At 67.6% G+C, this 26,095-nt stretch carries 23 protein-coding genes and 1 pseudogene; 12 read left to right on the top strand and 12 right to left on the bottom strand.

The genetic code is table 11. The features are described 5' to 3' along the window. Positions 1 to 116 precede the first annotated feature (116 nt). Complete coding sequence (locus EL340_RS09170) at positions 117 to 1,325, bottom strand: IS110 family RNA-guided transposase (RefSeq protein ID WP_126413232.1); 1,209 nt, start codon at positions 1,323 to 1,325, stop codon at positions 117 to 119. A 324-nt stretch (positions 1,326 to 1,649) separates the two neighbouring features. Between EL340_RS09170 and EL340_RS09165 the strand changes: the two genes are divergently transcribed. Further along, positions 1,650 to 2,399: a hypothetical protein gene (locus EL340_RS09165; RefSeq protein ID WP_126414335.1), complete on the top strand. Its 750-nt coding sequence runs from the start codon at positions 1,650 to 1,652 to the stop codon at positions 2,397 to 2,399. Between the two features lie 501 nt (positions 2,400 to 2,900). Here EL340_RS09165 and EL340_RS09160 read toward each other — a convergent pair. The 6 genes from EL340_RS09160 to EL340_RS09135 all read right to left on the bottom strand — a co-directional run bounded on the left by EL340_RS09160 (position 2,901) and on the right by EL340_RS09135 (position 8,843). Continuing rightward, positions 2,901 to 3,599, bottom strand: coding sequence for a hypothetical protein (locus EL340_RS09160; protein WP_232022971.1), 699 nt, complete (start codon positions 3,597 to 3,599; stop codon positions 2,901 to 2,903). A gap of 115 nt (positions 3,600 to 3,714) precedes the next feature. Further along, complete coding sequence (locus tag EL340_RS09155) at positions 3,715 to 4,497, bottom strand: LppM family (lipo)protein (protein ID WP_232022970.1); 783 nt, start codon at positions 4,495 to 4,497, stop codon at positions 3,715 to 3,717. A gap of 264 nt (positions 4,498 to 4,761) precedes the next feature. Beyond that, positions 4,762 to 5,622, bottom strand: a complete 861-nt coding sequence (locus tag EL340_RS09150; RefSeq protein WP_126414334.1) for an LppM family (lipo)protein — start codon at positions 5,620 to 5,622, stop codon at positions 4,762 to 4,764. A 75-nt stretch (positions 5,623 to 5,697) separates the two neighbouring features. Next, positions 5,698 to 6,642 carry a hypothetical protein gene (locus EL340_RS09145; RefSeq protein WP_126414333.1) on the bottom strand — a complete coding sequence of 315 codons (945 nt, stop codon included), beginning with the start codon at positions 6,640 to 6,642 and terminating at the stop codon, positions 5,698 to 5,700. A gap of 93 nt (positions 6,643 to 6,735) precedes the next feature. Further along, the gene (locus tag EL340_RS09140; protein ID WP_126414332.1) at positions 6,736 to 7,806 is read right to left on the bottom strand and encodes an LppM family (lipo)protein; all 1,071 of its coding nucleotides are present in this window, start codon (positions 7,804 to 7,806) and stop codon (positions 6,736 to 6,738) included. Between the two features lie 185 nt (positions 7,807 to 7,991). Further along, entirely contained in the window at positions 7,992 to 8,843 is an 852-nt protein-coding gene (locus EL340_RS09135) for an LppM family (lipo)protein (protein ID WP_126414331.1), read from the bottom strand. 243 nt (positions 8,844 to 9,086) lie between these two features. Between EL340_RS09135 and EL340_RS09130 the strand changes: the two genes are divergently transcribed. The 5 genes from EL340_RS09130 (at position 9,087) to EL340_RS09110 (ending at position 14,613) form a co-directional block, all read left to right on the top strand. Next, on the top strand, positions 9,087 to 10,934 hold the full coding sequence (locus EL340_RS09130; protein WP_126414330.1) for a phosphoenolpyruvate carboxykinase (GTP): 1,848 nt from the start codon (positions 9,087 to 9,089) through the stop codon (positions 10,932 to 10,934). 404 nt (positions 10,935 to 11,338) lie between these two features. Further along, the gene (locus tag EL340_RS09125; RefSeq protein ID WP_126414329.1) at positions 11,339 to 12,463 is read left to right on the top strand and encodes an ISAs1 family transposase; all 1,125 of its coding nucleotides are present in this window, start codon (positions 11,339 to 11,341) and stop codon (positions 12,461 to 12,463) included. An 82-nt stretch (positions 12,464 to 12,545) separates the two neighbouring features. After that, complete coding sequence (locus EL340_RS09120; protein WP_232022968.1) at positions 12,546 to 12,773, top strand: hypothetical protein; 228 nt, start codon at positions 12,546 to 12,548, stop codon at positions 12,771 to 12,773. Between the two features lie 91 nt (positions 12,774 to 12,864). Further along, positions 12,865 to 13,695, top strand: coding sequence for a helix-turn-helix domain-containing protein (locus EL340_RS09115; RefSeq protein ID WP_126414328.1), 831 nt, complete (start codon positions 12,865 to 12,867; stop codon positions 13,693 to 13,695). A gap of 135 nt (positions 13,696 to 13,830) precedes the next feature. Next, positions 13,831 to 14,613, top strand: coding sequence for a VOC family protein (locus EL340_RS09110; RefSeq protein ID WP_126414327.1), 783 nt, complete (start codon positions 13,831 to 13,833; stop codon positions 14,611 to 14,613). A gap of 149 nt (positions 14,614 to 14,762) precedes the next feature. Here EL340_RS09110 and EL340_RS09105 read toward each other — a convergent pair whose 3' ends face one another. After that, on the bottom strand, positions 14,763 to 17,039 hold the full coding sequence (locus EL340_RS09105; protein ID WP_232022967.1) for a TerD family protein: 2,277 nt from the start codon (positions 17,037 to 17,039) through the stop codon (positions 14,763 to 14,765). A gap of 170 nt (positions 17,040 to 17,209) precedes the next feature. Between EL340_RS09105 and purD the strand changes: the two genes are divergently transcribed. The 6 genes from purD to purQ all read left to right on the top strand — a co-directional run bounded on the left by purD (position 17,210) and on the right by purQ (position 23,582). Next, on the top strand, positions 17,210 to 18,496 hold the full coding sequence (purD, locus tag EL340_RS09100; RefSeq protein ID WP_126414326.1) for a phosphoribosylamine--glycine ligase: 1,287 nt from the start codon (positions 17,210 to 17,212) through the stop codon (positions 18,494 to 18,496). Positions 18,497 to 18,780: 284 nt separating this feature from the next. Next, positions 18,781 to 19,731: a phosphoribosylaminoimidazolesuccinocarboxamide synthase gene (locus tag EL340_RS09095; protein ID WP_126414325.1), complete on the top strand. Its 951-nt coding sequence runs from the start codon at positions 18,781 to 18,783 to the stop codon at positions 19,729 to 19,731. Continuing rightward, positions 19,728 to 20,441 carry a hypothetical protein gene (locus EL340_RS09090; protein WP_126414324.1) on the top strand — a complete coding sequence of 238 codons (714 nt, stop codon included), beginning with the start codon at positions 19,728 to 19,730 and terminating at the stop codon, positions 20,439 to 20,441. The genes EL340_RS09095 and EL340_RS09090 overlap by 4 nt, the downstream gene beginning before the upstream one ends. Continuing rightward, the gene (locus EL340_RS15450; protein WP_232022966.1) at positions 20,438 to 22,468 is read left to right on the top strand and encodes a hypothetical protein; all 2,031 of its coding nucleotides are present in this window, start codon (positions 20,438 to 20,440) and stop codon (positions 22,466 to 22,468) included. The genes EL340_RS09090 and EL340_RS15450 overlap by 4 nt, the downstream gene beginning before the upstream one ends. Positions 22,469 to 22,601: 133 nt before the next feature. Continuing rightward, on the top strand, positions 22,602 to 22,856 hold the full coding sequence (gene purS, locus EL340_RS09080) for a phosphoribosylformylglycinamidine synthase subunit PurS (protein WP_009393717.1): 255 nt from the start codon (positions 22,602 to 22,604) through the stop codon (positions 22,854 to 22,856). A 3-nt stretch (positions 22,857 to 22,859) separates the two neighbouring features. Then, positions 22,860 to 23,582: a phosphoribosylformylglycinamidine synthase subunit PurQ gene (gene purQ / locus EL340_RS09075; protein WP_126414323.1), complete on the top strand. Its 723-nt coding sequence runs from the start codon at positions 22,860 to 22,862 to the stop codon at positions 23,580 to 23,582. 708 nt (positions 23,583 to 24,290) lie between these two features. Here the strand turns inward: purQ and EL340_RS09070 are convergent. From EL340_RS09070 to EL340_RS09060, 4 genes and pseudogenes are all read right to left on the bottom strand, one after another. After that, a complete protein-coding gene (locus EL340_RS09070; RefSeq protein ID WP_232022965.1) occupies positions 24,291 to 24,671 on the bottom strand; it encodes a nuclear transport factor 2 family protein in 381 nt (126 codons plus the stop codon). Positions 24,672 to 24,821: 150 nt separating this feature from the next. Beyond that, positions 24,822 to 24,965 (bottom strand): hypothetical protein, encoded by a 144-nt coding sequence (locus EL340_RS14950; RefSeq protein WP_331859857.1) that lies wholly within the window; start codon positions 24,963 to 24,965, stop codon positions 24,822 to 24,824. Positions 24,966 to 24,974: 9 nt separating this feature from the next. Beyond that, positions 24,975 to 25,724 carry a transposase family protein gene (locus tag EL340_RS09065; RefSeq protein ID WP_197722291.1) on the bottom strand — a complete coding sequence of 250 codons (750 nt, stop codon included), beginning with the start codon at positions 25,722 to 25,724 and terminating at the stop codon, positions 24,975 to 24,977. Positions 25,725 to 25,840: 116 nt separating this feature from the next. After that, a pseudogene (locus EL340_RS09060) lies at positions 25,841 to 26,083 on the bottom strand (TfoX/Sxy family protein); the annotation flags it as partial. Between the last annotated feature and the right edge of the window lie 12 nt (positions 26,084 to 26,095).

Raw genomic sequence — 26,095 nt, 5'->3', positions numbered from 1 at the left:
GCCACCAACAGCAGCCCAACCACCGCGCTACACCACACTACGGGGCACTACCCGCAGGAATGGTGGGCTCAGCTAAGATAAGTCATTGGGTTAGGGGGGTGCCCCTATGTGGTGTGTCAAGCGGCGGTGGGTAGTTTCGTGGCTGGTTGGGGGTCGTAGAGTGCGCCGTTGCGGATCATGGCGTGCAGGGTCAGGATGCGGCGGTGGGCCAGGGCGAGGACGGCCTGGTTATGGCGTTTGCCCTGGTTGCGTTTGCGCTGGTAGTAGGCCCGGGAGACGGGGTCGGAGCGCAGTGAGGCGAAGGCGGACAGGAACATGGCGCGCTTGAGCCTCTTGTTGCCGCCGTGGGAGACGTGCTCACCACGGATCGATGAGCCGGAGCGACGTGTGACAGGAGCGAGCCCGGCGTAGGAGGCCAGCTGGGCTCCGGCGTCGAAGGTCTTGCCCAGGGTCTCGGCCAGGAAGACGGCTGCGGTCCTGACCCCGATCCCGGGCATGGAGGTCAGGACCTGGTAAAGAGGGTGGGCCTGCACCAGGGTCTCGACCTGGGCTGCGACATCGGCCCGCTGAGCGTGCAGGGAGATGAGCTGCCTAGCCAGGTGGGGCAGCACCACTGCGGCGGCGTCGGTGCCGGCGACCACCACGGTCTGGTGCTCCAGGGCCGAGACGATCTGGCCGGCCCAGGTGGCGTGCCGCCTGCACCCGTGCTTCTTGAGCCTGGCGTCAATCCTTGCCTTGCCCGCTCGCTTCAGATCGGCTGGAGTGGGCCAGGCGGCGACGACCTCCAAGACGGCGTCGTGCTCCAGCCAGGGCCCCACCACGGCCTCGAGGGCGGGGTGGATCTGGGTGTACAGGCCCCGGATCCGGTTTGCGGTCTGGTTGACCTGGCGGGCCAGGTCCAGGTCGAAGCCAGTCAGCATGCTCAGCGCCGCAGCCTCTTCCTCCGAGGCGCTGACGGCTCTCAGGGTGTGAGGCATGGTCCTGGCTGCGCCGGCGATGACGGCAGCGTCCTTGGCGTCGGTCTTGGCGCTGCCCGGCGTCAGGTCAGCGATGCGGCGCATCGACAGCCCGGGCAGGTAGCCCACGGTGATGCCCATGTCCTGAGCCACCGCCACCGCCAGGGCCCCGATGGTGGCGGGCTGGTCGACCACCACCAGCACCTGCCCCTTTGCCTGCAGGCGCTGGTAGACCTCACGCAGCCGGTCCTCGTCGTTGGGCAGGGCCCTGTCGAGGACCTTCTGCCCGTCCCGGCTCAGGGCCGTGGCCCAGTGCTCGCTCTTGCCGACGTCGATGCCGATGAAGACGTCGATGTCCTCGATATCCATCTCTCCTGCCACCTCTCGCTGCATGGGTGAGGGTCAGCCGGTGGACGACCGGTCCCGCACCCACGTTACGAAAGACCTCACACGCAGCGGGTCGTTCCCCTTATCAGCGGTCACCAGCGCCCGGCTGCCGCGGGTGACAACACCCCCCGGATCATTAGAAGACAGGGGCAAGACATCATGCCCACAGCAGCTGGCCCAGCCCCGGACCACCCGGGACCACCAACAAGGTAACGGGCAAGAGTGTCACCGTTTCGAAAGCTCTCCTTCAGTTCTGGAGGAGAACTCGCAACGCGGGACTGTGGGCGGTTAGACCGCTCAAGAGGTGTGGTTGCATTCACGGCACTCGTTGCCGGCATCCTCATGGTCTTTCTGTCGTTTATCCCTAACTCGTCGATTGCGCTCCAAGCGTGGCTGCTACTTATTGGCTGTTCCAGTATTGTCTATGGGGTGCACGGGTACGTACTGTATTCACGCATTGATGGTGCGGATCGGTACTGGCGTGGTGGCGAAAGCTGCGTCAAGTTTGTGCCGCCGGTCATCGTTGAGGTGGCGGAGGTTCTTGTCAATGCAATGATGACTGTATCGTCGTTGGTCTCACTGTGTTTGGCGTTGTTGTCAGGTATGGATATTCCAGGCGATAGAAGAGCGCTTTCATTCTCTCTCCTGATGACCGCAGCCAGTATCCTCGCGTGGACCGCTGTGCCGATTTATGTTCCTGGGAGTCCTGCCATCGAATTACGTCCCGGTGGTATGACAATCTGGCCGTTGGGGATCGGACGCAGGTATGTGCCCTGGGACTCATGTCCGGTGGTAGTGGGAAGTAAAAAGGTTGCAGGAGTACAACGCGCGGTTATCGCTTACGAGACGGGGGCAACATATGTTTCTATAACCAGTATCCCGTTGGGGTGTGAGCAGCTTCGTCGAGTCGTCGCATTCTATGGGGCTCATCCTGAGCTTCGGGGGGAACTGAAGCAACAGCGTGGACTGGAGCGAGTTCGTGAACTGATGTACACCACCGTTGATGATATTGAAGAAGAATTGAAGAATGGCTCGGCCAGGACTGTGAGCGAGTGAGTTATGGAAGCTGCACCCATAACTAAGACCGTCTGAAGCGTCGAACAGCGCTTGTCATACTTTCTCTGAGCCAGCGTGACCGGAACTTGCCCTGCCAAGTGCTACATCGGCCGCAGCCTCATCCACCTAGGATGCCTCAAAGACCGGGCCGAAGTAACGGCCTGAGTCTGACGATAGGCGCCGGCTGCCATCCAAAAATATGAAGAACTGGCTTGAGGGTCAGTAACCGTCGTACGTGCCGTGCTCCGGTGGTCGATACGGTCCACTGGTTCCAACTGATGGAGGATTAGGATAAGGGGGCTGTTGCTGCGACTGAGACGAGTATGGAGGCTGCACAGGTATTGGCGGTGCAGCTGCTGCGGTGCTTTTATGGAATGGCTGTGCCTGCTGAGGCCACAACTGGGAGGGGGCGTGCCGCCCGGTGTGGGGAGACTGGTGGTGAGAGTGTGTTTGGGAGGCGTATCTTGCTGGAGCTGTACTGTAAGGTGCTCGCGCAAGCACCTAAAGGTACCTCTGCTCCCGGCTTTTTTTGACGGAGGTGGTGATGGCGGTGATCACTCCGCCCGCAGCGAGTCCGAGAACGACCAGTATTCCAATAATCCAGGCTGCGTTTCCAGTTGATCCTGAGGTCGAGGAGGCATTGGTGTCTGATGTATCGTTTCCTCGCGCATGGTTATCATAGAACGTCTCGAAAACTACCTTGTTTTTCGAATCGTCCTCAATTCGTCCGCCGCCAGCATCGGTTACTTTGCCGGGAAATACAACGGATAGTGCTGGGGAGTTATTAACGTCTTCCTCGGATATGGAGTCCACGTGGGTGTCGACAACGTACTCGTCTCCGTCATGCGTCACGTACTCGTTGTTGGAAACGCTGGTGTTGAGAACTACCTTGCAGGTAGGAGTTTTGTTCTCGAACGAGAACGATACCTCGGGCGTAGCTGAGCCCTTTGAAAAGTTTTCGGCGACACAGAGTTCCTTGAGACTCTGTTCGTCGTCGGACCGCGTAGTGGCCAGGAAGGTGGTCGTCACCTTGTCGTCCGACGTGATGACGATCTCGATACTGACCTTCTCCTCGTCGGTGCTCGCCATGGGGACGGCGGCACTCGCAGGCGTCGCCACCGCCGTAAGGAGGGGGCCGGCAAGACAGAGAATGCCGATGAGGGGTACTGCTGGAGTGCGCCGAGAGGCGGGGTGGTGCATGTGCCGCCTTAGAACTGCGTGGACTGAGTGAGGTGCATCCGAGTCATGACATTGCACCGGCGGCCCTGAGCGCTCTGCATGGATAGCGTGTTGCTCAGGGCCGCCGTACTGGACGTCAGTAGGAGGTTGGCGCGTCCGGCTGGTTGTCCGAAGACGGGGGAACGGGGCCAGGGTTCACAGCACCGCCGTGCTCCTGCTGCGTGTATCCCGGGGCGACTGGGCCCTGGGGCTGTGCGGGAACCGAACCGGGTGCCTGTGTCTGGTCGGGAACTGGGGTCTGAGGCGGCTGGGCCGCGTATCCCGGGGCTCCAACCGGGTACGCCTGGTATGCCTGCTGCTGAGTCACCTTCTTACGATTGTTCAGGTACCAGTAGGCGCCGCCCCCGGCGGCTGCGACCACCAGCACTCCGATGATCACCCAGACCCACGGGAAGGCGGGAGTGTCCTTGCCCGTCACCCGGTAGTCGCCGGCCTCATTGAAGGTGACGGTGGTTCCGCTGACCTTTCCGCCATCGGAGTCGGTGACCTTTCCGGGGAAGGTCACCGACAGGGAGAAATCCATGTCGGCGTCGGCACTGGACATGGCGCCGCGCTCGGTGTCGAAGACGTACTCGTCTCCCGTGTGCTCGATGAGATTACTGCTCTTGGAGATCTTGTCCTTCCCGCTGTAGGTGCAGGTTGGACGTCCTCCGGGCTCCGAATAGGTCGCCTTGGCCTCATTCCAGGCCCCGGACCCTCTCGAATCCTCACAGCTCTCCTTCAAGTCATCCGATGACACCGAGGAGTCCTTCTCGTTTTTTGCAATACTCACCTTGTAGTCGTAGGTGTCGTCCTTGTTGATGGTGACGTCAACGGTGAAGGAGCCTTGACTGTCCTGATCCTTGGCGGTGGACGTCAATGCACTGCCTGCAGGGGAGACAAGTGTGAGAGATGCGAGAAGTGGGAGGAATGTTAATGCGCTCAGGGAGCGGCGCAGGGGAGTAGTTGCTGCTATGGGCCTCACCCTAGACGATCGTCGGAGGCGAGATGGCTGAATGGACGATAAAAATCGGCCGGAATTTTACGGAATAACAGAGTGAGCATCAGATGACCGATAAAAAGGGACGTGGCCTCGGAGTCGCAGGACTCCGAGGCCACGATGGCAAGTGGTACAGGGTGGGTGTCAGTAGGCGCCTTGTCCGGGTTGGTCGGTGCCGTAAGGGGGCTGACCTGGCTGCTGCTGTGCCTGGGGTGTGCCGTAGCCGGCCTGCTGGTCAGGCTGGGCCTGGGGTGTGCCGTAGCCGGCCTGCTGGTCAGGCTGTGCCGGGAATGCCTGGTTCGGGTCGTAGCCCTGAACGGGGGCCCCATAGGCGGGCTGGCCCCGGTTCTTCCTGCTGCGGGTGATGAAGAAGGCGGCCGCGCCTCCGCCGACTACTGCCAGAACGCCCACGCCGACGAGGATCCAGACCCACATCGGGGTCGATCCGTCACTGCCTTTGACGGTGTGCGTGTCGATGTCGGTGAAGGTGACCTTGTTGCCGTCGACCTTGCCGCCGTCAGCATCGGTGACCTTGCCGGGGAAGGTGACGGTCTGGGTGACGTCAACCTGACTCGCGGAGCCGGCATTGTCGCTTCCGGTCTTGACGACGTATTTATTGCCCTCATGCTTGATCAGATCGTTGCTGTCCTTGATGGGGCCGGACTCTTCGAGGGTGCAGACCGTAGTGTCTCCATCCTCCTTGAAGGTGGCTTTGACATCGGAGCCGCCAATCCCTGCGCCGGCGAGAGAGTCGGAGTTGCAGTTGCTCTCGTTAAAAATTCCGAGACCAGTGGAATCGTTGATAACGATCTTGGACGTGTAGGTGTCGTTCGATTTGACCACGATGTCTGACGTGAGTTTTATCCCGGAAGCCGAGTCGTCAGCCAGCGGAGCGGCGTGCCCGGTGGGCGCGGCCAAGCCGAGAGGGGCGGACAGAGCAAGGGTGGCAAGAGCTGTCAACACGGATAGGGGCGCGGGAACGCGGCGGGCGATGGCAGATGTCATGGGCCCACAGTAACGGTTTCGATGCCGGGTTGTAACCGGATCTTCGTGGGGACCGCTCCCCTCGCGTGTGGCTTGTCACTGGGGCTGCTGCGGCGGGGGCCAGCTGCTGCGCTGCTGGGGCGTCTGCGTAGGGGAGGGCGGGTAGGGCCTGTTGACCGTGTCGGAGGGGGAGTAGGGCGGCGACGGCTGCACGGGGTACTGCTGGGACGACTGTGGAGATGACGTCTGCACGGGATACTGCGGCTGAGGAGTCGCATGGCTGAGGTGAGGTTGTTGCGGTACGGCGCCCTGGGCGGGGGCGGCCTGCGGGTAGGGGCCTGGCGTGCCCTGCTCGCGTTGCTGACGACGTCGGACCACGACCGCCGTCGCGATGAGGCCGGCCGCCACGAGCGCGCCGACGCCACCGATGATCCAGGGCAGCACTCTCCTGGTTGTCATCTCGGAGGCGGGACGGTCCTGTCCCTTGACGACTCGGCCCTTGAAGTCCCGGAAGGAGACGGTGTTCTCTGCGTCCTCCTTGACTTCTCCACCTGCGCTCTGGGTCACCTTTCCGGGGAAGGTGGCGGCGTAGTACAGCTGCAGCTCCTCGGGCGGCGTCTTGCGTCCGTTCATACTGGTGGTATCGATGGAGTACTCGTTATTGTCATGGTCGTGCTTGATCGCGCCGTTGGTCTCGGAGATCTTCCCCTTTCTGGTAATGGTGCAGACACGTTTATCTTTCCCGTCGTCGAATTTCGTCTCCGCGTTGGCGAAGATGTTCGGCTCCAGAAGGAAGTAGTCTAGGTTACAGCGATCCTCGGTAATAGGAGGGATCCAGCTGTAATTCGTCTGATCGGTGATGACGAAGGACGCCTCAAAGATGTCATCGCTCTTCACGGTGACGTTCATGTCGATGGCGACATTCAGCTCGTTGAGCGTCTGCCCTGGAGGAGAGACCAGGGCCATCGCGGCAACGACGGCGAATGCGGCCAGCGCAGCCAGCGTGGTGCGGACTCTCCTGAAGGCGACAGTGAAGCTCATGGCGCCACCATAGCTATCGCCGCGGTCGCCCGGCGGCTGCTTGAGGGGCAGTATTCCCCAGCGGTTCCCCAAAGGCTCCCTGGCAGCGGCCGGCTACCCGCCCTGGTAAGGCGGGTAGGGCTGCATGCCCTGACCTCCGGTGCGCGCCTGCTGTGGCCGGAAGTCGGCGTGCCCATGTCCCTCCTGGTAGGGCATCTGGGTGTAGTCGGGACCGGGAGCGTAGGGCCCGTAGATGCCGGGGCCGGCTGAATAGCCCCCGTTCTGATAACCCGCGTCTTGAGGCGGAAAGGTGCCGGCGCCCGGGCCGGGCTCGACGTACGGGGAGTAGCCGGCCTGGAGATCGGCGACCGGATAGGGCTGGGTCGGCCCCGACGTCGGCGGCTGGGTGCCGGGCAGCGGAGACTGGTACGGACCGCTGATGTAGACGTCCGACGGGATCGCACCGGGGGCTCCAGCGTCCCGAGGAACCTCGCCGTACGGCGATGCGGGATTCATTCGCTGGGCTCGACGAACCCTCAGGAGGTAGAGCAAGACACCCGCGACGATGAGGAGGACAGCGCCGGCGGCCACGGCAACCATCCACCACCGCAGGTGGAACATGCCGTCCTCGCCCTCGGCATGAAGACCGTCGGAGCTCTCCAGCGCATCGTCCCAGGTGACCTTGTTGCCGTCGTTCCTGCCGTTGGACTTCGTCACCTCACCGGGAAAGGTCACGGACACGGAGACCTTGGTGTTTCCCCCGATGTTCTGGGAGGAGAGCTGGGGGTTCTTCGAGCTGAGCTTGCTCAGAGAGCCGGGGGACAGGTCGAAGACGTACTGCCCGTCCTTGTGCTTGATCGTCCACGTGTCGGTCTGAAGCTTGCTGAGCGGGACCGCCTTGGCGGTGACCTGACATGCCGGATTGTCATTGTGGGACGTGAAGCTGTAGGTCGCCTCGACGCCTTCGGGAAACGGGGTCGACTTCCCCAGCTCCTGCTCAGTGCAGTTCTCCTTGGTGATGAGCCGCAGGTCGGAGGAGTCCCACATGATGTAGGTCAGGTCGGCGGTCTCATCGTCGTGGATGACGAAGTCGTAGCGGACTCCGCAGCCGGCCAGGATCAGCGTGAGGGCGGCCAGAACTGCCGCGACCACAGGCCGTGGGACGTTGCGGGAGGCATGATTCATGCGTCGAGTCTAAGTCGGTGCTGTTGCCGCCCGGGAGTGTCTGTCCGATTCCTCCGCTCCGGAAGGTCCTCTGAGGACGTGCGCGGCCCAGCGACCCAGCGACCCGACACCCCTGCCCTGATGACCTGGTACGGAGGTGTGCCGGCGGGTGACGGCTCCGCGTCGTCGTCGGCGCTGACCGGCTGCTACTCCGCTGATTTCTCCTGCTTCTCGCGCGTGCGCCGTCTGCGCTTTAAGCGCCCTGCGGTACGTCGGCGCGCAACGGCCGCGGCCAGGACCCCGCCGAGCAGTACCAGGCCCGCGGTGATCCAGACGCTGGAGCGGCTCCACCACGACACGCCCCGGGAGTCCTGGGCGTAGCCCGAGGCGCTGACCCCCTTGGCCACGGTGTCGGGATCGTCCCAGGTGACCGTGGTGCCTGAGACCTTCCCTCCGCCGGACTGAGTCACCGCACCGGGGAAGGTGACGGAGACCTTGGTGTCGACGACGCCCTTGAAGGACGTGCTGCTCGGCTGAGGCTCCCCCTGGCCTCCCGATGGATCGGCGGTCGCCTGCGGTACCGCCCCTGCCGCCCCCGCGGCGTCGTCGGTCCCGCCGGAGCCCTGCGGGTCGGAGGAGAACGGTTGGATCGTCACCTTGTAGACGTCGCCGTCGCGCACGACGATGGTGTTCGGCTCGGCCGCCGAGGCCTGGGGCACCTTGACGCCGCTGATGCTCACCTGGCAGCCGGGGCCGTCATCGCCGGTCAGTGGCTCGGCCTTGACCGTGGTGCCCGCGGGCACGCCCAGGGTGGTGGGGTCGGAGTACGCGGAGCAGTCGGGGGTCTTGCCCTGGGGGAAGACGGTTCCGGTCGTGTCCCGCATCTCCAGGGCGACGTCGTAGCTGCCCTGGGCGCTGATGGTCATATCCATATGGGCGGTGCAGGCGCTCAGCCCCAGGCAGGAGGCGGCCACCAGGGCCGGGCGCACCAGCGAGCGGAGCCGAGAGCTCGTGGCGGGTCGCCAGGGACGGGACACGGGAGACGGCACGACGGGCATGCGGGCACGCTACACGCTCGCACTGGACCTTCACTGAGGGCGGAACGATGCCGTTTCAAGGGCGGCAAAAGCCGTCATCCTCCCGAATGTGGCCGATCACATGCCGGCATGGCCGGGAAGAGAGGCCCAGTTGGGACCTTCGGCGATGTGACCTCAGGCGCCGGGTGGGGGAGTATTGCCCTCGACCGAGCGAGTCGGCAACGGCGCGCTCACCGGATCAACACCCCCAAGGAAGGGACTCGCATGACTGTGTCTGAGAAGGACGTCCGCGCCGCCGCGCCGGCTAACGCCCCTGAGGATGTCATTGAATTCGTCACGCGTATCGCCGAGCTGGCCAAGCCCGAGAACGTCTACTTCGCGGACGGTTCACAGGAGGAGTGGGACCGCCTGACCACCGAGATGGTGGAGTCGGGCATGTTCACCCGCCTCAACCCCGACAAGCGCCCCAACTCCTTCCTCGCGCGCTCCCTGCCCAGCGACGTCGCCCGCGTGGAGTCCAGGACCTTCATCTGCTCCGAGAAGGAGGAGGACGCCGGCCCGACCAACAACTGGTACGACCCGGCCGAGATGAAGAAGATCCTCCACGAGAAGTTCGACGGCGCCATGCGCGGCCGGACCCTCTACGTCATCCCCTTCTCCATGGGCCCCCTGGGCGGCCCCATCTCCCAGCTCGGCATCGAGCTGACCGACTCCCCCTACGTGGTGGTCAACATGCGGATCATGACCCGTATGGGCTCGGCCGCCATGGACCTCATCGCCGAGGGCCGCCCGTGGGTCCCGGCCGTGCACTCCGTGGGTGCGCCGCTGGCCGAGCACGAGAAGGACACCGCCTGGCCCTGCAACGACGAGAAGTACATCACCCACTTCCCGGAGACCAACGAGATCTGGTCCTTCGGCTCCGGCTACGGCGGCAACGCCCTGCTGGGCAAGAAGTGCTACGCGCTGCGCATCGCCTCGACCATGGCCCGCCGCGACGGCTGGATGGCCGAGCACATGCTCATCCTGCGCCTGACCGACGAGAAGACCGGCAAGCAGTACCACGTCACTGCCGCCTTCCCGAGCGCCTGCGGCAAGACCAACCTCGCCATGCTCCAGCCCACCATCCCGGGCTACAAGGTCGAGACCGTCGGTGACGACATCGCCTGGATGCGCCCCGGCCCCGACGGGCGCCTGCGCGCCATCAACCCCGAGGCCGGCTTCTTCGGCGTCGCCCCCGGCACCTCCTACGACACCAACCCGATGGCCATGGACACCATGAAGGCCAACACCATCTTCACCAACGTCGCCCTGACCGACGACGGTGACGTGTGGTGGGAGGGCATCGACGCCCCGATGCCGGAGCACCTCATCGACTGGCAGGGCAACGACTTCACCCCGGCCGACGCCGCCGAGGGCAAGAAGGCCGCTCACCCCAACAGCCGCTTCACCACCCCGGCCTCGCAGTGCCCGATCATCTGCCCCGACTGGGAGGCTCCCGAGGGCGTGGCCGTCGACGCCATCCTCTTCGGCGGACGCCGCGCCACCAACGTGCCGCTGGTCGCCGAGCAGTACGAGAACGCCCACGGCGTGTTCATCGGCTCGGCCGTGGCCTCCGAGGTCACCGCCGCCGCCCTGGACGCCAAGGTCGGCTCCCTGCGCCACGACCCGATGGCCATGCTGCCCTTCTGCGGCTACCACATGGCCGACTACTGGTCGCACTGGCTGGAGATGCAGGAGCAGCTGGGCGACAAGTTCCCGAAGGTCTACCAGGTCAACTGGTTCCGCAAGGACGAGAACGGCAAGTTCATCTGGCCCGGATACGGCGAGAACTCCCGTGTGCTCGACTGGATCGTGCGTCGCGCCTCCGGCGAGGCCGACGCGATCGACGGCGTCACCGGCCGCTACCCCAAGTTCGAGGAGTTCAACCTCGAGGGCCTCGACCTGGGCGAGGAGGAGTGGGCCAAGATGTACGACATCGACCCCGAGGCCTGGTCCGCCGAGATGGACGACACCGAGGAGTACTACAAGCAGTTCGGTGACAAGCTCCCCGAGGCCATCAAGGAGCAGCTCGCCAAGTTCCGTGAGCGCATCGCCGAGGCCAAGAAGGCCTGATCACGGCTGAGCCCCTTCCCCGCGAAGGGAGCTGACGGGGGTTCCCACCGGTTCGCCGGTGGGAACCCCCGTCTTCTGGTCCGCTCAGTGACTGCGACGCTCCACCAGGGGAACCACGACGTCGTCGGCGGAATGGTGAGAGCCGCCCGCCGGAGAAGCGGATTGGTGCGGTGGTCGGGATTACAGTGGTGCGTGGCTGAAAAGGTCAGGTGCATGTTGCACCTGCCGCAGTCGAGAATCGCAGCACTGCCCGGGGGAGCCGAGTCAGGGGGTCGGCAAAGTTGGTGGGTGGGGGTGTCTGAGCCGTTTTGACGGGGGTGGTGTGTCGCTAGGACGGGGGGCGCGGGCCCCGCAGGGACGATGAGTGGTGTCTAGTCATCCCTTCGTCCTGGGAGCCCGCGCCGATGTCATCTTCCACCACGACCGCCTTGTCGCGCCGGTCCCTGGTCCAGGTTCTCAGGAACGTGGCTGATCCCAGGGACCGTCGGGGCGTGCGTCATAACCTGTCTACGGTCCTGTCCCTGGCCGTGACCGGGGTGCTGGCCGGCTGTCGCAGCCTGACGGCGATATGGGAGCGCACCACCGACCTGACCAGCGCCGACCTGGAGGCCCTGGGACTAGCGGCGGGCCAGGCCCTGCCCTCAGAGTCGACCATCCGCCGAGTCCTGCAGGACCTGGACCCCGCTGACGTTGACGCCCACCTGAGGTCATGGTTGTGCACGCGTACCGGCACCATCAACGGCCGCACAGTGATCGCCGTGGACGGCAAGACCATGCGCGGCGCCCGCACCAGCAAGGACCCAGCGCCGCACCTCCTGGCCGCCTTGGACCACGCCACCGGCGCCGTACCGACCCAGCAGCGGGTGGCAGGCAAGTCCAACGAGATCCCCGCGCTCAGGGAGCTTCTCGAACCCTTGGACCTGGAAGGGGTGGTGGTGAGCGCCGATGCGATGCACACCCAGACAGGCACAGCCCGGTGGATCACCCGGCGTGGTGGTCACTACGTGCTGACGGTCAAGGGCAACCAGAAGACCCTTCGCAGGACGCTCAAGGCGCTGCCCTGGAAGAGTGTCCCGTCCGTCTCAAGCGTCGATGCCGGTCACGGTCGGCGGGTGCGGCGCGCTGCCAAGGCGATTGAGGCTCCCGCCTGGGTGGACTTCCCCGGGGCTGCGCAGGTGGTCCAGCTCCGACGCACCAGGACCATCAAGAGCAGGAAGCATGTTGAGGTGGTCTACCTGATCTGCTCCCTCCCTATGACCGATGCCCAGCCCGAGGTCGTCGCGGCCTGGGTCCAAGGGCGCTGGGGAATCGAGAACCGACTTCACTGGGTCAGGGACGTGGTCTTCGATGAGGACCGCCACCAGCTGCGCATCGGCAACGGCCCACAGGTCATGGCCACCCTGCGTAACCTGGCCATCAGCCTCATCCGACTCTTCCACGGCACCGGCACCTCCATCGCCAGCACCACCAGATCCCTGTCACGACAACCCAAACGAGCCATCAGACTACTCACCCAAACCCCCACCTAAACCGACTTTGCCGACCCCCTGGGTGTGTGCCTGGCCGGAGTCCCGGTCCGGCCTGTTTGTCGCAGGCGACAGAATCTTCGCCGTGCGTGCCAACGGGCAGCACCTCGCTTTGGATGGCGCAGGTGTCGCCTGGGGGAGTTTTCAGCGGCGCCAGGAACAGCTGGTGGCCCGATGTGAAGCGATGTGGCTCTGGGGTGTCGCTCGGGGCGCTACTCGCGAAACTGGCCGGTATGTCGCCGTGAAGAGTGCGGATATGCAGGAGGAGCGCGAGATCCTCGAGCAAGGTATGGGGCTGAAGGTTCCGCACTGAGCGGTGGGGAGGATTCTCTTCTCCTTCTTTCCTGACCTGAGTGTCCGGGCGCGAGCCCCTGCCGGAGGTCGCCGCTGTGTAGCGTGTCGTCATGCGCGAGCACTCACCTGACGGGCTCATGTCGCCGGGCCTCGCCCACCTGATCGCCCCGGCCGCCGACGGCGCACAGGCGGAGCACTCGCCCGACCTCGATGCCGCCGACCTGGCGCTGCGAGCCACCCAGTACCTGCGCACCCACTTCCGGGAGCGCCTCACCGTCCGCGACCTCTCAGAGCACCTGGCCTACAGCCCCTCCCACCTCACCCGGGTCTTCACGGCCGCCGTCGGCACCTCGCCCATGGACTACCTGGCCGCCTGGCGCCTTCACCAGGCCAAGCACCTCCTCGTCGCCCACCGGCTGGGCGTGGCCGAGACCTGCCACGAGGTCGGCTACACCTCCGTGGGCACCTTCAGCCGGCGCTTCCTGCGCGACGTCGGAACCCCGCCCGGCGCCCTGCGTCGCCTCGCCGACCGGGTCTCCGAGCGGACCCTGCCAGCCGCGAGCCTCTTCGTGCCGGCTGTCAGGAGGATCCGTCTGCGCCTGAGCCTGTCCGACGACCAGCGCCGCGGCCTCGGGCCGTCGCCGCATCAGTGGATCGGCACCTTTCCCAGGCCGGTTCCCAGCGGGCTGCCGGCGACCGGGACGCTGCGCCGGCACATTGACGAGGTGGAGCTGCCCGTCGTCCCCGACGCCCCCTGGATCCTCGTCACCGTCATCCCCGACGGCGCCAGCGTGCACGAGCACCTGGCGCCGACCCGGCCACTCGTCGCACGGCTGCGCGTCCCGCTGCCGCCCGCCTCGGGTCCCATCACGCTGCCGGTTCGCACCGCCCTCCCCTGGGACCCCGCGGTCCTCGTCGCCCTGGCGGCCATGGTGGTCTGAGGGCGGTCCCGCAGGGGCGTCGCGCAAGAGAGCAGGATCGGAGTCGTTGGCGCCACTCCTGCCGGTCTACCGTCGTGGAGCGTCATGACGTCCTTCGACACACTGCCGCATTGCCGTACACGCAAGGAGCCACTGATGACCGACACGACCGCCGCCACCTCCGAGCCCGCCGAGGCCCTCACCGGATTTCCCTGCTGGGTCGAGCTGTACACCCCGGATATCGACTCCTCCGCCGACTTCTACCGGAACCTTCTCGGGTGGGAGATCGCCCGCCCCGAATCGGGCGGGACACTGACCACCGAGGTGCGTCACGGAGGCCGGCTCATCGCCTCCTTCGAGCCCGCCTCCGAGGCCCCGGGTGGACCCGGTTGGCAGGTCAGCTTCATGGTCGACGACGTCCGCGCCGCAGCCGGTGCCGCCGAGAGAACCGGCGGGAGCGTGATCCTGGCGCCCACCCCCGTCACCGAGGTCATGGCCTACGCCCTCGTCTCCGATCCCGACGGCAACGTCGTCGGGCTCATGGAGGATGAGGAGGCCGAGGGGCCCTACCCTCGCCGGGCGGGGATGCCGGTGTGGTTCGACGTCCTGGCCGGCGACCTGGAGGCCTCCGAGCGCTTCTACCGGCAGGCGGCTGGGTGGCCCACCCGCCGGCTGACCATCGCCGACCAGGAGCAGGACTTCTACACGAGCGTCGTCGGCGGCGTCTCGGTCAGCGGTGTCGGGCGGGCCGGCTACTTCGGTGAGGCGGGTCCGTCAGCGTGGCGCGTCTACTTCGGGGTCGAGGACGCCGACGCCGCCGCCCAGCGGGTGCGCGAGCTCGGCGGGAGCGTCGTCGCCGAGCCCATCGACATGCCCTTCGCGCGCATGGTGGAGGTCGCCGACCCGCACGGTGCGCGCTTCCTGCTCACCACCTTCTGACCTCCGTGCAGCAGCCGGGCGGGACCGCTGACGGCTCCGCCCGGCTGCGTCCGGAGAGCGAGGGCGCTGGATGCGGAGTATGCGGAAGGAAGCACCCCCATGGCCGGATACGGGCGAGCATACCCCGATTTACTCCGGCCTACTCTGGCCTACTCCGGCCTACTTCCGAGCTGCTCAGGCTCCGCGTTCCCGGTGGAGCCGAGCAGGGCCAGGATCCTCTCGGTCTGCCACGGCAGGACCCCGCCATCCCCGAGGACCAGGTCGGCGTCATCGGGGTCCTCGACGACGTCGTCGGCCAGAAGGCCCAGCAGGTGCGCCAACGGCATGCGCCGGCCCTGCAGCAGGTCCAGCAGGTGTGCCAGGACCTGGTTGGTGCTGTGGTCCAGGTTCACCAGCCGTTGCTTACTCATGCGCACAGCCAGGTCCCACCAGATGAGGCGGCGCTCTGCCAGGTCGATGATGAAGGGCGTGGCGTTGAGCCTGGGCGAGGTCAGGTCGAGGCGCTGCATGACGCTGGAGGCCTCGAAGACCTCACCACGCTGCGGGTCCCCGTCACGGGCCATCGCCCCGGCCCAGCACTCGGGCACCTGGTCCAGGGGGTGCTGGGAGTAGGAGTGGACCGTCATGACGACGTAGCGCCAACCGCATCGCAGCGCCTTGGGCAGCGTGACGTCGATGAACTCGGCCGCCCCCTCCGGCGCGGAGGTGAGGTCCCCGGAGTGCACGGCCGCCTCCGAGCGCAGGTTGTAGTAGGCGATCTGCTCGGTGCGCGTGAGGTCCTCGGACACGAGGAAGGCCGACAGGTCCAGGTCCACGCGGCTTGCTCGGCCATCAGGCGGACCAGAGGCTTCCGGACCCTGCGGAAGATCGCGCCAGTGCAGGAAGAACCGGATCGTCTCCCCCTCGGGGAGGGGCAGGCGGGTGCCGCGCCCCGCCGTGCGCAGGCCCGGCGAGGCCGAGCGCTGCCCCAGTGGCACCGTGTATCCCTCGTAAAGGCGCTGGTCGACGGCGATCCGCCCCAGGTGCGCCCGCCCGCGCAGGGCCTTCTCGACGGCGCGAACCACCGCGGCGTCGGCGGGGCCGGGGTGACGCGTGCTGGGGATAAGGGTCGTCTTGATGTCCGTGCCCGCCTTGATGGCCACGACCCGCCAGGGCAGGACCTCCGGCCCGGGGGAGGAGAAGTACTCCCACAGGCGCACCAGCACGGGCAGGGAGACCCCGGGGGCGACTCGCGCGAACTCGGCGACCACGCGCTCGCGGGTGGCATCGTCCTGGCTCAGACGCAGCAGGTGGTTGAGGCGGCGGGCGAAGACCCCGGGGCGGCCCGACATCAGGCGGATGGCTCCCTCGACGTCGCGACGGGCGAGCGCCTGCTCCAGGCGGGAGCTGAAGCCCGGCTCGGCGCGCCCGGAGGCGACCTGGCCCAGGAGCTCGGCGGCGCGCGGGAAACGGCGCGCGTAGTCGCCGGCCCGCAGGTGGCGGGCCAGCCGCTTCCAGCGCTCGGCCCGCCGAGCCATCTCCTCCACGGCGTCCCGGCCGTCCTGGTCCCTCCCGACGGTGTCGAGCAGCCCCAGCAGTCGGCGCCGCTGGGCGCGGGAGAAGGACGGGAAGCGGCACGGCTCGGCCAGGGAGACGTCACCGGCCGCCATGGCGACCGCCAGGCGCAGCACGTCGGTGACCGTGCGGTAGGAGGCCGAGAAGTCCAAGTCGGGGAAGGCGACGGTCAGGACGGCGAGATTCTCCTTGACCGTGATGCGCGGCGCCCGGGCGGGCCCGTGGTCGCGCAGCACCACCAGGTCCGAGCGGTCCTGGGCGCTGAAGGGGGTCGCCTGGGCTATCAGGTCGGTCACGATCCGCTCCAGGTCCTGCTCCGTGGCCAGGCCCAGTTCAGTGAGGGGGCCGTCGTCCTCCGGCAGGGGTTGGCGGGGACTGGGCCGGTAGTCCGGCAGGATCCGGGTCCCGATGAGGTCGCCCAGGTAGTGCAGGGCGGCATTGACCAGCAGCGTGGTCTCGCGGGCGTTGCGGACCTGGACGGGGAAGTCCGGGTAGAAGGGCCGGTACTCGGCGGTCGGCGAGCCGGAGGTGAGGCGGGCTGCGGCGTTGACCAGTGCCCAGGCCTGCTCGGGGTCGGTGAGAGCCTGCCGGGCTGGGGCGGAGAGCGCGTAACCCAGGGCTCGCAGAGTGGTGAGGGCGGTCTCGATCCCCGGGTCGGGGCTCTGGTCCGGCCCGGGGGCCTCGCTGCGCGATGAGGTGGAGCGGGACGAGGTCACCGCCGGTCGGCCCGAGGCCTGGGGCAGGTAGACCGCCCCGAGCCGGCGGATCGTCACCGCGTTGATCCGCTCAACGCTCTTCTGGTCGATCTTCTGGGTGACCTCCGGGGTAGTCGCAGGGGCGGACGTCGTCGCAGGGATCTGATCGCCTACCACCGGGCCTCCTGGTACGTGGCAGTCCGGAGCCTTCATGCCCCGGAACCGGTGCGAGCCTACTCGGAGGCGACGCGGTTCTCCTGAGTAATCAGACGGGCCGGCTCCGAGCCCGGACGCGCGGAGCCCGTGATCCTGGGCGTGATGTGGCCTCCATCATCTAGGCTGACGCCGTGAAGATCCTGCTCCTCGGCTCCGGCGCGCGCGAGCACGCCCTCGCCCGCGCCCTCGCCCGTGACCCGCAGACCACCGAGCTCGTCGTTGCCCCCGGTAACCCCGGGACCGCGGCCATCGCCACGAACCTCAACATCGACCCCTGTGTCCCCGAGGAGGTCGTCGCCCTGGCCACCCAGATGGGGGCCGACCTCGTCGTCGTCGGTCCCGAGGCGCCGCTGGTGGCCGGGGTCGCCGACGCCGTGCGCGACGCCGGGATCCCCTGCTTCGGCCCCAGCGCCGAGGCCGCCCGCCTGGAGGGCTCCAAGGCCTTCGCCAAGGAGGTCATGGCCGCCGCCGACGTGCCCACCGCCGAGGCCGCCGTGTGCACCACCGAGGCCGAGCTGACCGCCGCCCTGGACCGCTTCGGCAGCCCTTACGTCGTCAAGGAGGACGGCCTGGCCGCCGGCAAGGGCGTCGTCGTCACCGACGAGCGCCCCGTCGCCCTGGCCCACGGACGCGCCTGCCTGACCCGCGGCGGCGGCCGCGTCGTCGTCGAGGACTACCTCGACGGCCCCGAGGCCTCCCTGTTCTGCGTGTGCGACGGCGCCACCGTCCGCCCCCTGGCCCCGGCCCAGGACTTCAAGCGGCTCCTCAACGACGACGCCGGCCCCAACACCGGCGGCATGGGCGCCTACTCGCCCCTTCCCTGGGCGCCGGCCGACCTGGCCGAGCAGGTGGTGCGCGAGGTCGCCCAGCCCGTCGTCGACGAGATGGCCCGCCGCGGCACCGCCTTCGTCGGCCTGCTCTACTGCGGCCTGGCCCTGACCAGTCGCGGACTGCGCGTCGTCGAGTTCAACGTGCGCTTCGGCGACCCCGAGACCCAGGCCGTCCTGGCCCGCCTGACCTCGTCCCTGCCCGAGCTGCTCCACGCCGCCGCCACCGGCCGTCTCGCCGAGGTCCCCGAGCCCACCTGGTCCGAGCAGTGCGCCGTCGACGTCGTCATCGCCGCCCCCGGCTACCCCGGAACCGTGACGACCGGCGGTGCCGTCAGCGGGATCGAGGCTGCCGAGGAGGTCGACGACGTCCACGTCCTGCACGCCGGCACCGGGACCACCGAGCGCGACGAGCTGGTGGCCACCGGCGGACGCGTCCTGTCCGTCGTCGCCCTGGGGCCCACCGTGGAGGAGGCGCGGGCGCGCGCCTATGAGGCCGTTGAGCGCATCACTCTCGAGGGCGCCCAGTACCGCACCGACATCGCCCGCACTTCTTCCGAGACCAAGCACACACTCACCGCTCTTTCCTGAGGCCGGCTCGCAGCGCCGCCGGTGCATGGTCCTCGCGTGCACCGGCGTCGGTGTTGACCCACGTCAACATCCTGTCCGTCGCTCCGGGGGCTCCCGGGCGCCCGATCCGTCACCTTCCCGCCGGTCGGATTTGCTCCGGTCCGTACCCGGCCGCTCCTTCATGCCGACCCGGATGAATTGGCGTGATGCCGCGGTACGCGAGCGGGACAGGAGTGGTGACTCACGCAGGCGACGCCGCCGTCCGGAACCGGACACAGGACACCCGCCGATGGCAGGATGGGGGTATGACTCAGTCCGCGAGCTCCGCCTCCGTCAGCCCCGGAGCCTCAGCACCCGCCTCCCGCGCCCCCGCCGTTCCAGGCTGGGAGCACCGCTCCAGCGGCAAGGTCCGGGACGTCTACGCCCCCGCCGCCGACGGACCCTGGGGCGGTCAGGACGTGCTCCTCGTGGTCGCCTCGGACCGCATCAGCGCCTACGACCACATCCTGGCCACCCTGATCCCGGACAAGGGCAGGGTCCTCACCGCCTTGAGCGCCTGGTGGTTCGAGCAGCTCGCCGACGTCGTCCCGAATCACCTCGTCTCCCTCGACGTCCCCGCCCAGGTCGCCGGGCGCGCCATGATCTGCCGGCGTCTGGAGATGTACCCGGTGGAGTGCGTGGCCCGCGGCTACCTCACCGGTTCCGGCCTGACCGAGTACCGGGAGAACCGGTCCGTGTGCGGCGTGCCGCTGCCCGAGGGCCTGACCGAGGCCTCCCGCCTGCCCGAGCCGATCTTCACCCCGGCCGCCAAGGCCGAGCTCGGTGAGCACGACGAGAACGTCACCTTCGAGCGCGTCGCCCAGATGGTGGGGGAGTCGGCCGCCACCGCTCTGCGCGAGACGACCCTGGCCCTCTACACCCGGGCCGCCGAGATCGCCCAGGACCGCGGCATCATCCTGGCCGACACCAAGTTCGAGCTCGGCACCGACGCCGACGGCAACCTGGTCCTGGGAGACGAGGTCCTCACCCCCGACTCCTCCCGCTTCTGGCCGGCCGACGCCTGGGTGCCCGGTCAGGTCACCCCCTCCTTCGACAAGCAGTACGTGCGCGACTGGCTCACCTCGCCGGCCTCCGGCTGGGACCGCGGCGGGGACCAGGAGCCCCCGGCGCTGCCCGACGACGTCGTCGAGCGGACCCGAGCCCGCTACCTCGAGGCCTACGAGCGACTGACCGGCCGCCCCCTGGAGCTGTCATGACCACCACCTCGCCCTCCTCAGACGTCCCCGATACGGGTGCCGCCGCTCGCGCCTTCAAACCGGGCCCGGGGTTCTACGTCCTCGTCTGCCTGATCGTCCTGACCGTTGTCCTGGCGCTGTCGGCGGCCATCACCTCCGCCCTCGGGGTGACCGGGCCCTCCCGCCTCCTGGGTGGCACCGCCCTCATCCTGGTGGGACTGGGCATGCTCGCCTCCCTGCGGGTCTCCGCCCGCTCCCTGGTGGTCAACGCCCCCCGCCTGCGCCTGGAGCGCAACCGGGTCCGCGCCGCCCAGGCCCGCCAGCAGGCCGAGTCCACCAAGTCCTCCAAGAAGGCTGCCGGCGCTGCGGGCGGCAAGAGCGCCAGGGGCAAGGCGGGCAGGGGCTCCCAGTCCTCCCAGCGGGGCTCGGGAGCCGACGACGCCGCAGCCGCTCAGCCCGGAGGTGAGCTGGCGACGCTCACCGTGCCCGGAACCAAGGTGCTGGTCCCCGAGTCGACCGGTCGGCGCGAGCTGACCACCCTCGACGTCGTCTCCGGCCCGGTGACCACCGCGCTGGCCGCGACCTCCGTGGGGCGTGCGGCCGACGAGCACCTGGCCGGGACCTCCACCGGCGAGACCCTCATCCGTGTCGGCCAGCTCCTCCTCGGCGCCACCGGCTTCGTGCTCGTGGCCCTGGGGCTCGCCTCGATCCTGGGACAGGTGATCTCATGACTCCCCGTGAACGACGTCCCGACAATGAGCAGGGGCCCGTCAACTGGGGCATCGTGCCCAAGAAGACCCCTCGCCCGAAGAGCGCCGCCGGCAGGCCCGGCGGCAGCGGGCTGCTTGAGGTCGTCCGCCCCGGCAACAACCCGGCCTCTGCCGCCTCGAACGCCTCCGGCGCCTCTGCCGCATCCGCCCCCGGCTCGGCCGACGGCGCCGCCGGCGCCCGCGAGGCGGGCAGCCCGGCGGTCATGACGGAGGAGGACATGCGCTCGGCCGCCGCTCAGGCCATCGCCTCGGGGACCGCTGACGCCGTTGACGCCGCCATCGCCATCGACCTGGCCGACGCCACCGGTGACGACACCGGCTGGGCCGACTCCACCCTGTCCGCCGGATCTCCCGCCTCCCCGGTCTCCCTGCGCGCCGTCCGCGGCTACGGGCGCGGGCCCAGCGCTGCGGCAAGCGCCCCGGAGAACGGGGCAGAGGCCGAGCGGCGCATCACCGCGGTCGATGCCGTGGGCAAGGCCGCGGGTGGCGCCGCAGACGGTGCCGGGAACGGTGCAGCACGGGACGCTGCGGCTGACCCGGCAGGCGAGACCGCGGATGAGACAGTGGGCGAGGCGGCGGCCAGCGCCGTCGACGAGAACCCGGTGCCGAACGGTGACGTCGGTGACGGCGTCGACGATCCTGAGGAACGCGACGAGCCCGCTCTCACCGGCGCCCCGGTTTCGCCCGCGGGCAGCAGCTCTGTCAGCACCAACAGCGCAGGCAGCGCCAACAGCACCAATAGCGCCGCAGGTGCCGGCGCCGCCCAGCAGGAGCGGGCCGCTGCCGGCGTCAACGAGAACCGTTCGCCGCGGCCCGTCGTGCGCCCCACCGCCGTCGACGGGCCGGGCAACGCCCCCCGGTCGGGAGCCACCACCACCCGCGTCTTCACCATCTCCCAAGGCCGGCCCACGGCCGTGCCCAGCGCCTCCTCCGGTGCCGGCAGCGCTTCCGGGGCCGAGGCGCCACCACCCGCATCAGCCGCCCCCGCTCCCGGCGCTCCGTCCTCCCGTGGCTACGGCTACCAAGCCCGGCCCGCCTCCTCCGGTTCCGGTGACGCCCCTGGGGCGGCGTCCCGGACCGCTCCCGGCGCGCCCGCCGGCGCCGCCAACACCACCAACAGCAGCACTGCCAGTAACGCCGGCAACGTCACCGGCAGTACCGCGTCCGCTGTCGAGCCCGAGGAGGACGCCGGCATGCTGGCCGAGTCCAGCGCCTGGGAGGCGGCCACCAACGCCCTCGACACCGAGGAGATCAAGGCCCAGGGCGGCGGCACCGACTGGGGCGTGGGACGGGGCCCCGCCAAGGGACGCGGCCCCCGCCGCCCGTCCTCCGGAACCGACTGGGGCGTGGGACGCGGTCCCGCCAAGAGCTCTGGCGCCCGGACCACCTCCCCCTGGCCCGCAGCGGTACGCAGGCAGCGCCTGGTCGGTGTGCTCTTCGCCCTGGCGGGCCTGGTCCTGGCCACCGTCTCGGCCATGAACCTGGCCCGCAACGCCGAGGCCGGTCACCTGTGGATCCCGCCGTGGCTCGTCGCGGTCCTCGGCGGGGCCGGGCTGGTGGCCGCCGCCGGCTACCTGGCCTGGGCCGGAGGCACCCCCCTGCGCCGAGAGGCCGAGCGCTGGAAGCCCGGCGTCCTCGACGCCGCCGCGGGCCTGACCACCGGCACCGTCAAGGTCCATGACCCCGCCCGACTGGTGGCCCGCGCTCGCGGACCGCTCCTGCTGGGCACCTCCGAGCGCGGAGACGAGACGGCCCCCACCGTGGACTCCGGGCCCAGGCCGGTCATGGGAACCTCCACCGTCGACCAGTCGACCCGCGCGCCGGCGGGAGTGGCCGGCGCGGTGGGCGGCTTCATGCTCGCCAGTGCTGTGGTCTGCGCCGTCGTCGCCCTCATTCTGGGGGCCAGCTGGCTCATCGCCACCGCCGCCCTGACCCTGGGCGGGATCGTCGCGATCCGACTGGCCGGCGAGTGGCTCGGGCAGGTCTGAGCCGGCCCCAACCGTTGCCGGTGCCGCGGCGGGGTCGCCTCGGGGACGCCCGCTGTCCGGCCAGACGAATGCTCCTGGCCAAGTCCGGGTAGTCTTGGCTGCGCACTCATCCCGCCTTATCTGAGGAGCACCCATGGGACGCATCGTCGTCGAGGTCATGCCCAAGCCCGAGATCCTTGACCCCCAGGGCAAGGCCGTCGTCGGGAGCCTTCCCCGCCTCGGATTCGACCAGTTCACCGGGGTACGCCAGGGCCGCCGCTTCGAGCTGACCGTGGACGGCCCCGTCACCGAGGAGCACCTGGCCGCCGCCCGTGAGGCCGCCGACACCCTCCTGTCCAACCCGATCATCGAGGACGTCGTCTCCGTGGCCGCCGATGAGGAGGCCTGAGCCGTGAGTGACTCCGCCAGTACCTCTCCCACCGCCCGTATCGGCGTCATCACCTTCCCCGGCACCCTCGACGACGTCGACGCCGTTCGGGCCGTCCGCCTGGCCGGGGCCGAGCCGGTGAGCCTGTGGCACAAGGACGCCGACCTGCATGGGGTCGACGCTGTCGTCGTGCCCGGAGGCTTCTCCTACGGCGACTACCTGCGCTGCGGCGCCATCGCCCGCTTCGCCCCCGTCATGGAGGAGGTCGTGGCCGCCGCCGAGCGCGGCATGCCGGTGCTCGGCATCTGCAACGGCTTCCAGATCCTCGCCGAGGCCCACCTCCTGCCCGGCGCACTGCTGCGCAACGCGAATCAACGCTTCATCTGCGTCGAGCAGCGCCTGCGCGTAGAGAACGCCGAGACCGCCTGGACCAACCGGTTCACGGCCGGTGAGGAGATCGTCATCCCCATGAAGAACGGGGAGGGCAACTTCATCGCCTCGCCCGAGGAGCTCGACCGCCTCGAGGGCGAGGGCCTCGTCGTCTTCCGCTACGTGGGCAATCCCAACGGCTCCGCCCGGGACATCGCCGGCGTGCGCAACGAGCGCGGTAACGTCGTCGGCCTCATGCCCCACCCGGAGCACGCCGTCGAGTCCGGTTTCGGCCCCGGCTCGCAGGCCGGTCCGCGGACCGGCACGGACGGCCTGGGGATCTTCCGCTCCGCCATCGACTCGCTTCTGGCCGTCTGACGGAGCCGGTCGCGCTGACACCTGACAGCCGTCAAGGTTGAGGACCCGGACGCCCCGCCCTCCGAGTTATCCACAGATCCGCGTCGGGCCTGTGTAGAACTGTGGAGAGGGTGGGGCTTCCTGCTGTCCGATGTCCGTCGGGCTGGTCTCGCTCGAGTTGCGTGACGATGAAGAATGTGCTGTCGCCGTCGGTGGGTGCATCAGCGCGGAAAGCCCTCGGGCCGTCCCGGACTTATCGGACGGTTTGCCCGCGTTTCCAGGCAAAACCCTGTCTATAGCGATGATGTCTCAAGGTCTGTGACTGGGCTTGTGGGAAGCCTCCAGAGGTGTTGCTCGTGACGGCGAGAGGTATCGAATGGGGTTGTGCACAGGAGAAGCGGCGACATCCCAAGAACCCACACACCCCTGCACAAGCCTGTGGACAAAGCCTGTGGATAACTTCGCTCAGGGTGTGACTGAACTCCCTGAGACGGGCCTGCGAACCGGCTTCCAGAAACACCTGTCGGTCGTCCTTCGGGACGGCCGACAGGTGGCGGGCGGGGTCGTCGGTGGCAGCTCGGGGAAGAGTGGCAGGTCGCGCACGGCCTCGGCCCAGGCGAGACGCCGTCGGCCGGGCAGACGCAGGTGGACGCTATGTCTGTGAATAGCTCTGGCGGGTTCGTCCGTCTGTGAGTCGCATTCCAAGTCCCCTGCCGCGACATGTGGCTTTCACTGAAGGGCTGTGGGTGGCCTGTAAGACAGTCTGTCGAATACCAAATGACTCTCCTTGATTAACCCTGACTCAACGAGAAAACACTCGCTGGCTGGGGAGGATCGGGTCGCGGGGGTATGAGGAAAATAGTAGAGCACCGCAGTGTTGTCATCGCCGAAGGCGGCACGCGGTGTGTATCCCTCCATGACCTTCATGAATCCACCGAGGTAAGTTCGGTACTCCTCCTTGCCGTTGATCTCTTTTCCGGGTGCATGCACGACTATGTCGTCGTCCACAAAGCTCATTGCTCTGTTGAGGTCGCCGCTGGTCCAGGCCTCATGGTAAGCGGTGGCGACGTCTAAAGCCTTGCCTGAAGTGGTCTTGCTGTCGGCGGTCATATGTTGCTCCTCAATGAAGTGGTTCATGACTTCGTTTCGTGACGTGCTCTTCAATGGCGGCTCGGAAGCGGCAGAACTGGTCAGTGGAGTTGTCCTGCGCCAGGTCTTCGAAGAACTCGAAAAGGGATGTCGGTAGTCCGTGGAGGGTTGTCATGATCTCCGGGCTCCGTTCTTGCTCCTCGATTCCCTGCCAGCGATGACACGGTTGTGGCTCATAGCGGCGTCGACCCAGAAGGTGAGGTGCTCGTCGTCGGCGATGGCCTCGGGGACGACGGTGATCCAGCCGGGTCCCATGAAGGTTATTCAGGGGTTGGTGTAGGCGTAGAGGGCTAGGGTGGCTGTGATAGTTTCTTTGAAGGTGTGCAGGGGGCGCCTGTAGTCGTGGGCCAGGATCTTCCAGGATTTGATGTGCGCGATGGTTCTCTCCACGACATACCGGATTTCATTTAGGGATTTGTTGGCCTGCTTCTGGGCCTTGGTGAGCTCACTGTTGGGAGGTTTCTTGTAGGGGGTGAGAACCCCGGTTCCGATGTAGCCTTTATCGGCGATGCAGCAGGAGGGGTCGATCTCCTCCAAGAGACCGGAGGTGGTGATGGCCTTGGTGTCGTGGGTGGCCCCCGGTAGCGGGTCTGAGGCCCACCGCAGGCGCCCGGCGGGGCTGACCAGTACTTGCAGGCTCAGGCCGGTGCGCTTGTGCTTGCCCGACCACAGGTCCGTCCGATCCTTCCAGCTCCAGCACGGCAGGAGCGTACCGTCGATGATGTGCACGCCCCCATGGGGGACCTCCTCGACGGTCGCCAGCACAGGCCCCAAGACCCTGGCGATGATCCGGGTGACCACCGAGATCGCCCGCGAGATCGTCGGCTGTGACACCCCCATGATCTCGGCGATCACCTCCTGGGAGGTGTTGGTGCGCAAATACATCAACGTCGCCCGCACCGCGGCCAGTGGGCCAAGAATTCTTGGCGCCAAGGAGATCTCAGTATCACCCAGCACCATTTCCACCAGGCAGCTCAACTGCGTTCTGTCCAGGCCTGTGATACCCTTACCCATGACGGCTCGTTCCTGAGAGGTTTCATGTAGCAATCTGATTCTCTCAGACCAACGAGCCGTCACCCATTCAACACACCGAACCCCTAAACCCCCATACACGCCCCTGAATAACCTTCCATGTCTCGCCCGGCCCCCATCTGAGCCTGCTCGGCGCCAGGCTCGGCCAGGAGTGCCCCATGATGCTCGGCATCCACACGCACCAGGAGATCGCCACTCTTTCCGACGCTGACGATCATCTTGTCGTTGACCATGATCGCGCGGCCTCCGAACATGGAGACCTCGCGCACGTCCGGTTCATCATCCACGAGGTCTCGGACGCGTTGAACGAGACTGCGCTGCTCGGGCGTCATTGCTGCCATGGCTTCGCCTCC

Source organism: Actinomyces viscosus, assembly GCF_900637975.1.
Classification (GTDB): domain Bacteria; phylum Actinomycetota; class Actinomycetes; order Actinomycetales; family Actinomycetaceae; genus Actinomyces; species Actinomyces viscosus.
The sequence above is the reverse complement of the archived record's forward strand: the minus strand, read 5'-3'. Positions and strand labels throughout refer to the sequence as shown.

Bases quoted from the DNA above. Each gene is read 5' to 3' on its own strand.
- EL340_RS09170 (WP_126413232.1), bottom strand. From the start codon at position 1,325: ATGGATATCGAGGACATCGACGTCTTCATCGGCATCGACGTCGGCAAG.
- EL340_RS09160 (WP_232022971.1), bottom strand. From the start codon at position 3,599: ATGCACCACCCCGCCTCTCGGCGCACTCCAGCAGTACCCCTCATCGGC.
- EL340_RS09150 (WP_126414334.1), bottom strand. From the start codon at position 5,622: ATGACATCTGCCATCGCCCGCCGCGTTCCCGCGCCCCTATCCGTGTTG.
- EL340_RS09145 (WP_126414333.1), bottom strand. From the start codon at position 6,642: ATGAGCTTCACTGTCGCCTTCAGGAGAGTCCGCACCACGCTGGCTGCG.
- EL340_RS09140 (WP_126414332.1), bottom strand. From the start codon at position 7,806: ATGAATCATGCCTCCCGCAACGTCCCACGGCCTGTGGTCGCGGCAGTT.
- EL340_RS09135 (WP_126414331.1), bottom strand. From the start codon at position 8,843: ATGCCCGTCGTGCCGTCTCCCGTGTCCCGTCCCTGGCGACCCGCCACG.
- EL340_RS09130 (WP_126414330.1), top strand. From the start codon at position 9,087: ATGACTGTGTCTGAGAAGGACGTCCGCGCCGCCGCGCCGGCTAACGCC.
- EL340_RS09125 (WP_126414329.1), top strand. From the start codon at position 11,339: ATGTCATCTTCCACCACGACCGCCTTGTCGCGCCGGTCCCTGGTCCAG.
- EL340_RS09115 (WP_126414328.1), top strand. From the start codon at position 12,865: ATGCGCGAGCACTCACCTGACGGGCTCATGTCGCCGGGCCTCGCCCAC.
- EL340_RS09110 (WP_126414327.1), top strand. From the start codon at position 13,831: ATGACCGACACGACCGCCGCCACCTCCGAGCCCGCCGAGGCCCTCACC.
- EL340_RS09095 (WP_126414325.1), top strand. From the start codon at position 18,781: ATGACTCAGTCCGCGAGCTCCGCCTCCGTCAGCCCCGGAGCCTCAGCA.
- EL340_RS09090 (WP_126414324.1), top strand. From the start codon at position 19,728: ATGACCACCACCTCGCCCTCCTCAGACGTCCCCGATACGGGTGCCGCC.
- EL340_RS15450 (WP_232022966.1), top strand. From the start codon at position 20,438: ATGACTCCCCGTGAACGACGTCCCGACAATGAGCAGGGGCCCGTCAAC.
- purS (WP_009393717.1), top strand. From the start codon at position 22,602: ATGGGACGCATCGTCGTCGAGGTCATGCCCAAGCCCGAGATCCTTGAC.
- EL340_RS09070 (WP_232022965.1), bottom strand. From the start codon at position 24,671: ATGACCGCCGACAGCAAGACCACTTCAGGCAAGGCTTTAGACGTCGCC.
- EL340_RS14950 (WP_331859857.1), bottom strand. From the start codon at position 24,965: ATGGGACCCGGCTGGATCACCGTCGTCCCCGAGGCCATCGCCGACGAC.
- EL340_RS09065 (WP_197722291.1), bottom strand. From the start codon at position 25,724: ATGGGTAAGGGTATCACAGGCCTGGACAGAACGCAGTTGAGCTGCCTG.